Source organism: Bacillus sp. JJ664 (assembly GCF_036962205.1).
Classification (GTDB): Bacteria; Bacillota; Bacilli; order Bacillales; family Bacillaceae_G; genus Gottfriedia.
In genome coordinates this window covers 485-14,504 of record NZ_JBALMS010000135.1, presented here as the reverse complement: position 1 = coordinate 14,504, position 14,020 = coordinate 485, and the positions used below count along the sequence as shown (strand labels likewise).

Here is a 14,020-nt window from a genome sequence, read left to right as displayed (position 1 = left end):
AAACATTAGATAGATTATCATTGGTCTGAGAAAATGAAATCTAGCAAAATTAAATGTATTCAATAATTGAAATTGTTCTTTTAATGACACCCATCCTTTAAAAAACCAAAAGGCATACCATACTGATAACAAGAAATTAAGAATAAATAAAAAAATATAGGTTTTTACATATTTACTTTTCTTATCTCCTCTAATCATAAAGAGGACAATAAATGAGAGTGGAACGATCACAAACGTTTGTCGTGCTAGTACATGAGTATGACCAATTATGTAGTTCTTGAAGACTAATCGAATCGTTCGACGAAATCCTAAAACGGAACTGAAAAATTCATTTCTGCTAGTAGGCTCATCAGGAAAAAGTAATGAATAAACGAGCCGGTATTCTATTGCTATATAAATAAATGTCATGCATACGATACTAGCTAAAAACGTCCAGTTCATCATTTTTTTAATAATTAAATCTCTTACCCAAATTAAACCCACTGCTACTAAGAAAAAGAAAAAACCTAAAACAAAGCTTGAATAAAGTGGTAATAAGATAATTGTTAGCCACTCTTTAAACGTATTTTTGCCGCTTCTAATATTTAAAAATGCCCATAGTGCTAATGGCATGCCAAGTGTACTCAGCATGCCTGAGGGCCAAAATGGTGTGAATGCAAATGCTAGTGAAACCCAGACTCGTATTAAATACCCATCCTTTGATGGAATAAAGTGATCTACTAATAGTTTATACATTCCTATGAATGCAAAAACTCTCGTAATTGTTTGGGATATAGCATAAGCGAGCATTGAAGGAAATATCGCATGAAGCCATTGAATCCCACTAAACTCTGTTCCATATGCATTTCTTGGAAGACCATTAATAACTTGAGGAACGACATCATTAATATTTCCAAATAAAGTACCGCTCTTATTTAATGTTTTATACCAGGCAATATTGGAATCTAAATTATCATGAATTCTTATATGAGCATTTTCACCTAATATAAAAAGAGGTGATACAAATAAAATTAGTAGAATTATCGCCCAAAAGATATGCCGTTTTTCAACACTCCATTGCTTCCAAAAATTCATAGTATTCACCACACAAACTTTAACATTAATATGAAATATCTTTTGTAAACTACTTAAAGGTATGTAAACAACATTTTATTTCTGTTATCTTGCCCAAGATTACTTCCAATCATTACTAATTATTTAGTTTCAAAAGCTCTGAAAATAAAAAACATCTTGAATGCATGTTGCAAACAAGATGGTGTCATTAGATTCGATCAATTTTTTCAATCGTTCCTCTTTTCTTAAATCGTTTCACTTTTGGATGTTCAGTCTTGTGAACTAAATTTTGTAAGTATTGTAGTAATGGCTTATTCAAGTCTTTATGACGCATCGCAAATTCTATATTTGTTGTAATAAAGCCAAATATTTCTCCTACATCATATCGAGTTCCTTGAAATTCATAGGCATAAACATCTTGTATCGTATTTAACCTTTGAAGTGCGTCAGTTAATTGAATTTCTCCATTTGTGCCTTCTTCTAAGTTTTCTAAAAAGCCGAATATTTCAGGGGTTAGTACATAACGTCCCATAATAGCTAAATTTGAAGGTGCATGACCTGGAATTGGTTTTTCAATTAAATTTTTTATTTTATATAAATCATTTTCTTTCCGTGATGGATCAACTATTCCGTATCGGTGTGTTTCAGCTGCAGCTACAGGTTTTACACCTATTATTGAAGAACCAACTTGTTGAAACTGATCTATTAATTGTTTAATACAAGGAGTAGTTGACTCAACAATATCGTCTCCTAATAACACCGCAAATGGTTCATCCCCTATAAACTTTCTAGCACACCATACTGCATGCCCTAATCCCTTAGGTTCTTTTTGACGAATATAATGAATATCTGCCATTTTAGATGATTTGAGTACTTGCTGAAGTAAACCATCCTTACCTTTGTCAAACAGATTTTGTTCTAATTCGAACACATGGTCAAAATGATCTTCTATCGCCCTTTTTCCTTTTCCAGTTACTATGATGATGTCTTCAATTCCTGCTTCAATCGCTTCTTCAACTATATATTGTATGGTTGGTCTATTTACAATTGGAAGCATTTCTTTTGGCATTGCCTTGGTTGCAGGTAGAAACCGAGTTCCAAACCCAGCAGCTGGTATGATCGCCTTTTTGACCTTTTTCATTTTCATTTCTCCTTTTACCAAACTAAATTATGACTCGTTTCACGAAAGAAGTAATGAGTTTCAAATTCTCTATTAGATGTCTCGATTATTAGATTATTAACATAGTATTAAATCTTATATTTTTTTATGTCCCAAATTTGATGGAACTGTATCCATTCTCTTTCATTAACCATAGTTATTTCTAGAATTCTATGAAATCTCAGGCATAAAATGAAGTACGAAACTAATAAATGATTAGACCCAGTATAACCGAATGGGAGTGATCAACATGATTATTGTTGATGAAAAAGAAAAACAGTTTCATTTAACGAATGGTCAAATAAGCTATATATTTTATGTGATGAAAAATGGTCATCTTGGTTCCTTTTATTTTGGCGAGGCGCTAAATGAATGTACTAATTTTTCGAATATCAATCATCATTTATATCCAAACACCTATTCTTCTCACATTGAGGGAGACCGTGCTTTTAGTTTGGAATCATTGAGACAGGAATACCCTGTTTATGGAACGACAGATTATCGTGAACCAGCTTTGAGCATTATTGGGGATAATGGAAGTCATATTTCAAACTTTATTTATAAATACTATTCTATTACACAAGGTAAACCTGTATTGGAGGGATTACCTTCAACGTATGTTGAACATGAAGAAGATGCAGAAACCATTCAAATTGTCCTTGAAGATACTGTTTTAGCGGCCGAGTTGATTCTTTCCTATACAATCTTTAGAGACTTGCGTGTAATTACAAGGAGTGCATATATTTGCAATAAGGGTAAGAATCCGTTTTTTTTGGAAAGGTTTATGAGTACTGCAGTAGATTTTCCAGATAAAGGCTTTAGCATGGTTCAGTTAAGTGGAGCCTGGGCAAGGGAACGATATGTAAAAGAACGCCGTTTAGAAACTGGCATTCAATCAATCTCTAGCTTACGGGGTGCAAGTTCCCATCAACATAATCCTTTTCTTGCATTTGTAAGACCTGATGCAAATGAAATGCAAGGTGAAGTTTTTAGTTTTAATTTAATATACAGTTCAAATTTTATTGCACAAGCTGAAGTTGATCAATTTGATTGCTTAAGGGTTACAATGGGGATTCACCCATTTCGTTTTAAGTGGAAGCTATGTTCGAATGAGCATTTTCAATCACCAGAAGCTGTGATGGTTCATTCCAATAGTGGACTAAATGGCATGAGTCAAACTTATCATGATTTATATCGAAAACATTTAATTCGAGGTGTTTGGAAGGAAGTTAGACGTCCGATTTTACTAAACAATTGGGAAGCGACTTATTTTCAATTTAATGAGAAAAAACTTCTTGAAATTGCAGAGGCATCAAAAGCGTTAGGTATTGAATTATTTGTTCTAGATGATGGATGGTTTGGAAATCGGAATGATGCGACCTCTTCATTAGGAGATTGGTTTACGAATAAAAGTAAATTCCCAAACGGCATGGAGTATTTTATTAGCGAATTAAATCGTTTAGGATTACAGTTTGGTTTATGGCTAGAACCAGAAATGATCAGTCCAAATAGTGAGTTATTTAATAATCAACCTGATTTGGCCATCAAAACACCAGACCGCCCTACCTCATTAGGAAGGAATCAACTTGTTTTAGATTTTTCAAGAAAAGAGATTGTAGATGCTATTTATGATCAAATCACTAATATCATTGAAGAAACAAATTTATCTTATATAAAATGGGATATGAATCGAAATATTACCGAAGCTTATTCTTTACACTTAGCACATGATCAGCAAGATGAGTTTTTTCACAGATATATACTTGGTGTCTATGATTTATACGAACGTTTACATACAAATTTTCCGCATATATTGATTGAATCCTGTGCAGGCGGTGGTGGAAGATTCGATGCAGGGTTATTATATTACGCACCTCAAGCATGGGCTAGTGACGATACGGATCCGATAGAAAGACTAAAGATTCAATATGGCAGTTCATTTGCATATCCGCTCAGTAGTATTGGTTCTCATGTTTCAACTAGTCCAAATCATCAAACTTTACGTCGTACTTCTTTGAAAACTCGAGGAAATGTAGCGTTCTTTGGTACTTTTGGATATGAATTAGACCCTACTACATTAAGTGAAGATGAAAAAATGACAATTAAGAATCAAATAAAATTCTATAAAAGGCATCAGTCACTCATCCAGACTGGCGATTTTTACCGAATGGCAAGCCCTTTTAAAGGAAATGAAACCGCATGGATGATCGTTAGTAAAGAAAGAGATGAAGCACTAGTTGGCTGGTATAAAGTATTAGCCACTCCTAATCCAAAAAAATATCAATATTTAAAATTAACTGGCTTAAAAAAAAACAATCTTTATTATGTTGAGCAATTAGAACGTTTTTTTTATGGGAATGAATTAATGTTTCTTGGTATTCCTTTACCGATTGAATTTAACGGTCCTAATAAAAAGATTGCAAAACGAAAAGGTGACTTTCAATCAGAGGTTTTTTATCTGAAACAGAAGAAATAGCATCTTACTTCGGGCTATCCTGAATCAATGTTGTTATACTTTTAAAAAACAGCCCCAATGTTAGATTCAAGTTAACATTGAGGCTGCTTTTTTATGGCCAATTTTCTTAAATGATTACCCCTCTTTAATTAATGATTCCAGAACTTGTTATCTCCACTTTTATATTAGGTTTGATTGTAATTTTAGGATACGCTTTTTCCCAATCCAATGATTTCCATACTTTTGGATGAAATGCAATTAAGTCTCTTCCAATTCCAAAAGCATCACAGTTTGCTAATTGTAGTGTTTTAATTAATTTTTCCGCTTTTTTCGTTAATTGTTTTGAAATTTCTTTGTTTAATCTTTTAATCTCTTCTCGATCTGCAAGATTGTCTTTTGGATATTCAAGTGCATCTACTTTAATATGTAGATTAAACTCAGCCGTAATTTCGTTATTTTTCTTGATTTTCAATTTTTTTTTCACTTTATTATTTTTTACTTGAACTGAAATAAAGCGACTTCTCTCATCTTTTTCTTTTGGATTTACTTCTAAAGTAAACTTTGCATACTTTTTCATCTCATCCTTCATCATTAATAATAATGTAGGTTCTTCATCAAATAGATTGTAACCAGTATATTTACGTCCATTAAATAAAGCTATTCCATAAACATCAATCATTTTATCATCTGTTTTTCCTAAATATGGAAGGGTAATATCTTCTCCAGGATCAAACATTGTGGGACAAATAGATTGAACATTTTCATCCGGAACTAGTGTAGAAGTTTCCGCTGTTGTTACAATACCAAGTATTTCTTCACTTATAAGCGATTCTTCCACTACTCTTAAGTTTAAAATGTCGGCTGATTTGTCTTTAGTTATCACAACTTTTGCGCCTAAAGAGCTTCTCGGGTCACGATAAATAATATCTAATACTGAATAAAGGTCTTCTTTTGCTAAATCTTCATGAAATAATAATACTCTAGCTTTACTTGTAGCATATTCACCTGAGATTTTCTTCATAATTTTTGTTCTTGAATCAGAAAATGAACTTGCAATACTACTTACAATCACATTCGTTAATGCTGGTTCAGTTGTTCCTTTACTTGCTTGGGCAATTGTTTGAATAACTGCAGTTACCAATAATTTACCATCTTTTTCCAGGTCAGCCCCAACACCATACACAAGCTTAGATTGACTTAATAATCTTTGATCCCAACAACTAGTCAAAAATAAGAGACAGCAAAGAACTATCATGCACATTTTAATTTTCATATAGATGACTTTGCCCCTTCTTTTTCCTAATAATCGACACAATCAATAATGATAAAGGAATGATCGCAATAAAAATATAACTAGAATATGAGACGATTATGTTAAATTTATCAATTATCTGCTCTTCTTGTGGAATAATGACTGCAATGATCATAATGAGGATCCCTAATATAAATGTTACTTTTTTATGATTAGTCTGCTTAAAAATCTTCTCCATCCCTATACTGGCTATATGTAAATAAGTTACAAATGACGTTACAATCGGAACAACCCATATTGACAGAAATATTAAGTCTAGTCTTTCTACAACTTCATATGATAAAGCCTTTAACATATATAGAATAGGTTCGGATACAATCTTTATTTCTTCTGGACTAAAAACAACAAAGCTAGTTATTAAAAAGAATGTATATAAAACAGTTACAAATGTAATGGCGATTGTTGAATTTTTTAAAATGTCTTTAGCATTACCTTTCACAAAAGGATAGATTACTAAAAGTGATTCAAACCCTAACATTGCTGTTAAAGAATCGTGAGAACCAACCATGATATTTTTAAATCCTGCTTGTCCAATAGGTAACAAAAATCTATAATTTGCATCTTTGAAGGAAAGTAATTCTAAAAATACAAGGACAAGAATTAGGAGTGATACAAAAGTATAAAATCGACCAATTACTTTCAAGTTTTCCCTTGCTAAATATACACCTGTACCAACTATACAAAATATAATGACAAATGGAGGCGTTAGCGTTAGAATCCATTTCTTTAAAATGTTGACTGTTATGGTCACAACAAATATAGAAATGATAAAAAAATTTAGTGCGTACAAAAATGAAATGACAGTCCCTACATACTTCCCTACTATTTTATTTGAATACTCGTAGATTGTATCATTCGGAAATCGTTTTCCTAGTGCCCACATGATGAGCATAAAAATAAATACAATCATCCCTGCGATTATGACTGAAATCCAACCGTCATTCTTTGCATGTAAATGCACCACATATGGAAGGGAAAGCAGTCCAACTCCAATTTGAGATTGTAAAATAAAAAACATAAGTTGTGATTTTGAAAGGTATTTTTTATTATTCATTCTGTTTCCAGCCTCTTGGATTTTTTGCACTTCTCAATTTCTTCGGCAATGCAGAACGTGGACGATCTGTCATTTTCCACATTGGTGCCCGGTAAATTGTATCTTTTACATCTTTTCTTCTGAATGGCGCAAAGGGTGCAAAATATGGAGTTCCAAATGATTCAAGCTTACATAAATGAATTAAAATAATCATCAACCCAAATACAATCCCGATCAAGCCTATTATTGCTGCAGCAAACATTAATGGAAATCCTAATAATCTAACTGATGTACCCATTTCACTATCAGGTGTTGCAAAAGATGAAATAGCCGTAATTGAAATGACGACGAGCATCGTGTTAGAAATTAAATTTGCTTCAACGACTGCAGTACCAATAACTAATCCTCCTACTACGCCTAAGGTTTGTGCAATGGGACTAGGTAAACGTAAGGCTGACTCCCTTAGTAATTCGAGTGTTATTTGCATACTTAATGCCTCAATTAATGGTGGAAATGGAATATATTCTAACGAACTCTTTACATTAGCAACTAGTTCAATCGGAATGATTTCAAAATGGTAGGATACTAAAGCAATATAAAGTGCAGGTAATGAGATTGAAATGATAAAGCTAATCATCCTCATTAATCTAAAAAATGATACCATCATCCATCTGCTGTTATAATCATCACTTGTTTGATAAAAAGAGAAGAAAGTGATCGGCATTACTAGTACTGACGGGTTCCCATCAGTTATAATTGCTACCCTTCCCTCCATTAAATTTGCTGAAACACGATCTGGTCTTGATGTCGTTAACATTTGAGGAAATGGTGAGAATGAACTATCTTCAATAAATTCCTCAATATTAGTGACATAATCTACATCAATATAAGAAATTCTCCGCTCAACTTCTTTGACTAAATCATCGTTTGCAATTGAATCCACATATACGATTGCTAAACTTGTATCCGATTCCCTGCCAAGAGTTACATATTTTATCACTAAATTTGGATTGTTTATTCTCCTTCTCAGAAGATTAATATTTGTTTCTAAACTTTCAATAAACCCATCCTGTGCACCACGTAAAACCTGTTCACTGTCAGGTTGTTCTATTGAACGACTTTCTAATAAAGCAATGTTTAATATAATCGCATTCGTTTCAGTATCAGTAAAAATAACGGCATTTCCTTTTACTAGTGCTATCACACTTTCATCAAACGAACTTGAGGTTTTAATTTCTTTTATTGAAACAGTTTGTTCTATCGTTTCTTTAGGATTCTGGATGATTTGTTGGATGATTTGAGTCTCGAGTACTTCCCCCTTAATAAGGGTATCAATAAAAACGATTCCTATTTTTCTATTCGCAAACTCTAAATTTCTAACGATTAAATCACTTGAATGTAAAAGTGATTTTTTAACATTTTCAATATTTTCCTCTAGCTTCATTGAAATATTTTTATGACCCATATGAGAGCCAGATCGGTTCACAGGATTATTTTTAATTCCGCTCATAAGTGATTGACTCCCCATTGAAACCTCAAATAAAGTAAATATATTTTATGTTAAATAGAATGTATTATACATGTGAGTCTTCGTACAATCCAACTAATTTTGTATAAAAAAACGATTCTATCTAAATGATAGAATCGTTTTTCTTTTCTTTATCATATTCTTACCTATTTGTTAGCCTTGTTGCTATTTGAGTAGTAATCATAAAAGTCTCATTTTAAATAAACAATGTTGATTTACCTTTATGAAATCAAACTAATTTTGTTCAACTTTCTTTTTCCAAATACCAAGAATTAAAGCTGTGATCACTGAACCAATCAAAATAGCTAATAAATACATGAAAGGTTTATTAACTAAAGGAATGACAAATGCCCCACCATGTGGTGCTGGTAAAGTAATACCAAATGCCATAGCTAGACCTCCAGCAATTGATGAGCCGATGACTGAACTAATAATTACTCTAATAGGATCTGCTGCTGCGAATGGGATTGCACCTTCTGTAATGAATGAAATACCCATGATATAGTTAGTCACTCCAGATTTACGTTCCATTTCTGTAAACTTTGATTTGAAAATCGTTGTTGCTAAAGCGATTCCTAATGGTGGTACCATACCACCGGCCATAACTGCAGCATGTGGTCCAAAATTTTGTGCAGAAATAGCAGCAATTCCGAATGTAAAAGCGGCTTTGTTGATTGGTCCACCCATATCAACTGCCATCATTCCACCTAAAATTAAACCTAGTAAAATAGCGTTTCCACCACTTAAACTACTTAACCAATCTGTTAAAGCAGTATTTAAAAATGTAACTGGTGGATTTACGACAAGCTCCATTAATACCCCTGTAATTAGTAAACCAAACACTGGATAAAGTAAAACTGGTTTCATACCTTCTAGTGTCTCTGGTAGCTTTGAAAATAGTTTACGTAAACCAATAACGACGTAACCAGCCAAGAAACCAGCAACTAAACCACCTAAGAATCCAGCACCAGCATTAGCTGCTAAAAATCCACCGACAACACCAGGTGCGAACCCTGGGCGATCTGCAATTGAGCTTGCAATAAAACCAGCAAGAATGGGTACTAAGAAACTGAATGCCCCTGCCCCACCAATTTTCATTAATAATTCTGCAATAGGTCCTTTTGTATGAATTCCACCAAATGCAAATGCTAGCGCAATCAGAATTCCACCACTAACTACAAATGGTAGCATATTACTAACACCATTCATTAAGTGTTTGTAAATTCCTGAACCGTTTTCTTTTGAAGTTTCGTCACTTTTTCCTTTATCCGTTCCATTGAAGATAGGTGCATCTTGTTTCATAGCACGTTCAATCAATTCTTTCGGCTTACGGATGCCTTCTGCAACGGGTACTTGTATCACATGTTTACCTTCGAAGCGACCCACTTCAACATTTTTATCAGCTGCGATAATAATGGCAGTCGCTTTTCTAATTTCGTCTGAAGTTAATTCATTTTTCACGCCTGTAGATCCATTTGTTTCAACTTTGATATCTACATTTAATTCTCTTCCTTTTGCTTTTAGTGCATCTGCTGCCATATACGTATGTGCGATACCAGTAGGACAAGCAGTTACTGCAAGAATAAGAGGTTTTTTAGAATGAGAGGAAATCAATTCTTCATCCTTATTAATCGCATCTTCCTTCGCGTTAATTAATGCAATAACTTCCTTTGCGTTTTCTGCACCTAATAATGAACTTCGGAATGCTTCATCCATTAATAATGTAGATAAACGTGATAAAGTTTCTAAATGTGCATTATTTGCTCCTTCACTTGCAGCAATCATAAAAAACAAATGCGCAGGTTGACCATCTAATGAATCATAATCAATACCAGCGTTTGAACGACCAAATACAATTGACGGTTTTTTTACTGCAGAAGTCTTAGCATGTGGTATAGCAATCCCTTCACCAATTCCAGTTGTGCTTTGAGCTTCACGAGCTAAAATTGCTTCAATAAATTGTTCTTTATCATGTAAACGGTTCGTTCCATATAATACATCTGCTAGCTCATTAATGACTGATGCTTTATTTGCAGACTGTAAATTGATGAGAACTGTATCAATTTTTAATAAATCTGTTATTTTCATTATCTCTCCACCTTATCTCTTTTCGATCCTCACTTGATCGATTAGTTCTTCAATTTTTTCTCTATTTGTTAAATCTGATGAAAAGGCCGTAGCACTTCCTGCAGCAACTGCAGTTTTAAAGGCTGTCTGTTTATCATTCGTTTTAACGTAAGTCCCGATAAAACCAGCAACTAGTGAGTCTCCAGCACCAACAGAATTAATCACTTCACCTTTTGGAACATTTGATACAAATATATCTTTTTCTGTCATGAGAATTGCACCCATTCCAGCTAGAGATATTCCAACATTTTTTGCACCTAACTCAAGAAGCTTTTGACCATATGGAATTGCTTCTTCTACTGTCGATATTGTAACGTCAAATAATTCCCCAAGTTCGTGATGATTTGGTTTGATAAAAAAAGGATTATGTTTTACAACATCTAATAGTGTTTTACCGCTTGCATCAACAACTATATTTACACCTTTTTCATTTCCCCATTTTGCAATTTTTTCATATAAATCAGATTCTAATGAGCTGGGTATGCTTCCTGCTAGAATTAAATAGTCACCGGGTTGTACTAGTTCTAATTTTTTGAAGAAATCAGTTGAATTTTGCTCTGATATTGTGGGCCCTTGACCATTTATTTCGGTTTCAAATTGCGACTTTAATTTAATATTGATACGAGAGTCCCCTTCAACTCTTACAAAATCTGATAATACACTTTCTCTCTTTAATACGTTTTCAATAAAATCACCAGTAAATCCACCGATAAATCCAAAAGCAATACTAGTTACATCAAGTCTTTTTAATACTCTTGAGACATTTATTCCTTTCCCGCCAGCGAATTTTTGGTCACTGATCATTCGATTGATCGAATCAATTTGAAAATTATCAACATTTACGATGTAATCAATGGATGGATTAAGTGTTACAGTATAAATCATTTATTTCACTACCTTTATTAATGTTGTAAATTTCTCATATGTTGAAGTTAGTTCTTTATCTAGTTCATCCGTGATAATAATTGCTTCATTGATATCAGCGATTTTCGCAAATGAAGTTTCTGAAAACTTACTATAATCGGCTAGTATATATTTTTTTTCTGAATATGAAATGGCTGTTTTCTTCACAAATGCCTCTTCTGGATCTGGTGTCGTGTAGCCGTACTTCGGATGAACGCCATTTGTTCCTATAAAACATTTATCGAATCGAAAACTTTGTAGATTCTCAGCGGCCATATTTCCGATTAATGCTTTTGTATGCCCTTTCATTTTCCCGCCTAAAAGATAGGCTGTTACTTCATTTTCAAATAAAGCTTCGACATGCATTAAACCATTCGTGACTACAGTAACATCTAAGCCTTTTAGCAAAGGGATCATTTCAAATGTAGTACTTCCTGCATCCAAATAAATACAATCCCCTTCATTTATTTGTGAAATTGCTAATGATGCTATTAATTTTTTATTTTGAACGTTTTTGGTTGTTTTTTCTGTCATGCTTAACTCAGTAGCTTTACTATTTAAAGATGCTGCACCACCATGTACTCTTTTTAATAAATGTAAGGATTCAAGTTCAATTAAATCACGACGGATTGTTGATTCTGAAGTGTTTGTAGCTTCAACAATATCTCTCAGTTTTACGACTCCGTGTTCTTTCACCATGTCAATAATGAGCTGCTGTCTTTCAGGTGTTAACATATGAATCATCCTTTCGATATGTTTAGTATAAATTAGCGACATCAAAAATTCAATCAAAATCTTTCAAAAACTATCATTTTCAATCAAAACCGTTCAAAATTGAAAGTTGTCTCAAATTTTCATAATATATTTGTGGGATATAAAGTCAAGTATGTCATCGTTTGACAAAATTTGTGAGGTAAACTTATTAGGATATAACTAGGTAATTGCTTAATATATTTTGAATCAAATGTGCATATAGGAAGCTATTTACTTTTATATGTTCAAATTTTTAAATTAGTAGATACTTAATAAACGAAATGAGGGTATAACATTGAAAGAAAATATTCAAATTCGAAACGAACTTTTTGAGGCTGTTGGAGAATTATCAAATGATCAGTTAAATAAAAAAGTGAACGAAGATCAATGGTCGATCATGCAAGTATTAGATCATTTATTTTTAATGGAAGCTGGTCTAGTAAAAATCATGAACAAAACATTTAAAACAGGTCCTTCTGAAGAAATATCAGAAAAGCCGATCCAGTTAACGCTAGACAGAACTCGTAAATTTAATGCGCCAAACTATTTCGTGCCAACAAACGATTTTGTAACCCTTGAAGAAATGAAGCAAAAATTATCAAGTTCAAGAAATGCATTACATACTTTTGTAGAAGAAACAAAGGACTACAATCTTGAAGACAAAGGTTTTCCTCACCCTGCTTTTGGTCAAATGAATTTAAAACAGTGGATTCCATTTATTGGGTTACATGAGAAACGTCATCTAGAACAAATTAACGACATTAAAAATCAATTATAAAATAAAAAGATGTTTACAAAAAATTGTAAACATCTTTTTTAATGATTAAGGTGATCTAAATCATCTTTATAAAGTTTTAATATTTGATCTTTATGTACATCCAATTGATTGGTAACTTGAGAAATGGAGTAACCAATAAATAAAGGAGAAACGACAAAGCGTGGAATGACTTTACAAATGATTTTCCCATTCCATTTATAAAAAAATAAATTATAACTATTTAAACCATTATAAAAATTGTGTAATAAATAATGCGTAACGATTTGTAATAGAACAGCCATTTCAGATAAATATGAACGATCCTCAATAATGATATTAAATTCTCTAAAACCCATCATAGGATGTGTAGAAATATTTAATACTACGCCCTCTTTTGTAAAAATTTCAATTCCTTCAAAATAGATATCAGTGATTTTTTTCTTATAATCAATGTTTTTTAAACCAACAATTTGCATATGAGGATGATTTAATGTACCACCTGATAATGGACCATGATTTTTATAAAAAATGACAGATTTAAATTCTTCAGTTTTCTCCATTTCTTCCCATTTTTGTACTGCAAAATTCAAAAGCTCTTTCATATGACTTTGCGTATATTTAGAAATATCTCCATCACAATCATCAGTTTCAATAATCACTGTTTGTAATGTATCCTCTAGTGTTGGGAATTTATTTTTTAGATAAATGATTGACCCAGAAGTATCTAAAATATCTGTTAAATGTTCTCGATCACAAAATGGACATTTTACTGTTTTATTCACAATATTTTCTGGTTTTTTAATACCTATATCCATTTTAAACTGAAGTAATTCATTTGGAATATTCATCTCGTTCCCCCCTTTTTTACAAACTTATAAGATTAATCCTACTAAATTTTGTCTGCTTTTCACATACTAAACGAGATAATTTTTTATATATT

The 14,020-nt window shown here is 32.6% G+C and carries 11 protein-coding genes; 2 read left to right on the top strand and 9 right to left on the bottom strand.

The annotated features are described in order from the left end of the window. Together V7056_RS17725 and galU are read right to left on the bottom strand one after the other, a co-directional pair. The coding region (locus V7056_RS17725; RefSeq protein WP_499703729.1) for a DUF6044 family protein at positions 1–1,074 on the bottom strand (1,074 nt) is incomplete at its 3' end. 187 nt (positions 1,075–1,261) lie between these two features. Further along, entirely contained in the window at positions 1,262–2,194 is a 933-nt protein-coding gene (gene galU / locus V7056_RS17720; protein ID WP_499703728.1) for a UTP--glucose-1-phosphate uridylyltransferase GalU, read from the bottom strand. Positions 2,195–2,462: 268 nt separating this feature from the next. Here galU and V7056_RS17715 point away from each other — a divergent pair, with 268 nt between their 5' ends. Further along, positions 2,463–4,688, top strand: coding sequence for an alpha-galactosidase (locus V7056_RS17715; RefSeq protein WP_499703727.1), 2,226 nt, complete (start codon positions 2,463–2,465; stop codon positions 4,686–4,688). Between the two features lie 124 nt (positions 4,689–4,812). Here the strand turns inward: V7056_RS17715 and V7056_RS17710 are convergent, their stop codons facing one another. The 6 genes from V7056_RS17710 to V7056_RS17685 form a co-directional block, all read right to left on the bottom strand. Then, positions 4,813–5,940 carry a Ger(x)C family spore germination protein gene (locus tag V7056_RS17710; protein WP_499703726.1) on the bottom strand — a complete coding sequence of 376 codons (1,128 nt, stop codon included), beginning with the start codon at positions 5,938–5,940 and terminating at the stop codon, positions 4,813–4,815. Further along, complete coding sequence (locus V7056_RS17705) at positions 5,930–7,033, bottom strand: GerAB/ArcD/ProY family transporter (protein WP_499703725.1); 1,104 nt, start codon at positions 7,031–7,033, stop codon at positions 5,930–5,932. The genes V7056_RS17710 and V7056_RS17705 overlap by 11 nt, the downstream gene beginning before the upstream one ends. After that, on the bottom strand, positions 7,026–8,522 hold the full coding sequence (locus V7056_RS17700) for a spore germination protein (RefSeq protein ID WP_499703724.1): 1,497 nt from the start codon (positions 8,520–8,522) through the stop codon (positions 7,026–7,028). Before V7056_RS17700 ends, V7056_RS17705 begins: the two co-directional genes overlap by 8 nt. Before the next feature lie 252 nt (positions 8,523–8,774). Then, positions 8,775–10,628 carry a PTS fructose transporter subunit IIABC gene (locus tag V7056_RS17695; protein ID WP_499703723.1) on the bottom strand — a complete coding sequence of 618 codons (1,854 nt, stop codon included), beginning with the start codon at positions 10,626–10,628 and terminating at the stop codon, positions 8,775–8,777. Positions 10,629–10,640: 12 nt separating this feature from the next. Continuing rightward, entirely contained in the window at positions 10,641–11,552 is a 912-nt protein-coding gene (gene pfkB, locus V7056_RS17690; RefSeq protein WP_499703722.1) for a 1-phosphofructokinase, read from the bottom strand. Next, positions 11,553–12,305 (bottom strand): DeoR/GlpR family DNA-binding transcription regulator, encoded by a 753-nt coding sequence (locus V7056_RS17685; protein ID WP_499703721.1) that lies wholly within the window; start codon positions 12,303–12,305, stop codon positions 11,553–11,555. It lies immediately after the preceding gene. A 313-nt stretch (positions 12,306–12,618) separates the two neighbouring features. Here V7056_RS17685 and V7056_RS17680 point away from each other — a divergent pair, with 313 nt between their 5' ends. Then, positions 12,619–13,101, top strand: coding sequence for a DinB family protein (locus V7056_RS17680; RefSeq protein ID WP_499703720.1), 483 nt, complete (start codon positions 12,619–12,621; stop codon positions 13,099–13,101). 38 nt (positions 13,102–13,139) lie between these two features. On the opposite strand, the gene V7056_RS17675 is transcribed toward V7056_RS17680, so the two are convergent. Then, positions 13,140–13,922 (bottom strand): DUF4931 domain-containing protein, encoded by a 783-nt coding sequence (locus V7056_RS17675; RefSeq protein WP_499703730.1) that lies wholly within the window; start codon positions 13,920–13,922, stop codon positions 13,140–13,142. Positions 13,923–14,020: the final 98 nt, after the last annotated feature.

Coding starts and splice junctions, on each gene's coding strand:
- V7056_RS17700 (WP_499703724.1), bottom strand. CDS start 8,522: ATGAGCGGAATTAAAAATAATCCTGTGAACCGATCTGGCTCTCATATG.
- V7056_RS17715 (WP_499703727.1), top strand. CDS start 2,463: ATGATTATTGTTGATGAAAAAGAAAAACAGTTTCATTTAACGAATGGT.
- pfkB (WP_499703722.1), bottom strand. CDS start 11,552: ATGATTTATACTGTAACACTTAATCCATCCATTGATTACATCGTAAAT.
- V7056_RS17710 (WP_499703726.1), bottom strand. CDS start 5,940: ATGAAAATTAAAATGTGCATGATAGTTCTTTGCTGTCTCTTATTTTTG.
- V7056_RS17695 (WP_499703723.1), bottom strand. CDS start 10,628: ATGAAAATAACAGATTTATTAAAAATTGATACAGTTCTCATCAATTTA.
- V7056_RS17685 (WP_499703721.1), bottom strand. CDS start 12,305: ATGTTAACACCTGAAAGACAGCAGCTCATTATTGACATGGTGAAAGAA.
- galU (WP_499703728.1), bottom strand. CDS start 2,194: ATGAAAAAGGTCAAAAAGGCGATCATACCAGCTGCTGGGTTTGGAACT.
- V7056_RS17705 (WP_499703725.1), bottom strand. CDS start 7,033: ATGAATAATAAAAAATACCTTTCAAAATCACAACTTATGTTTTTTATT.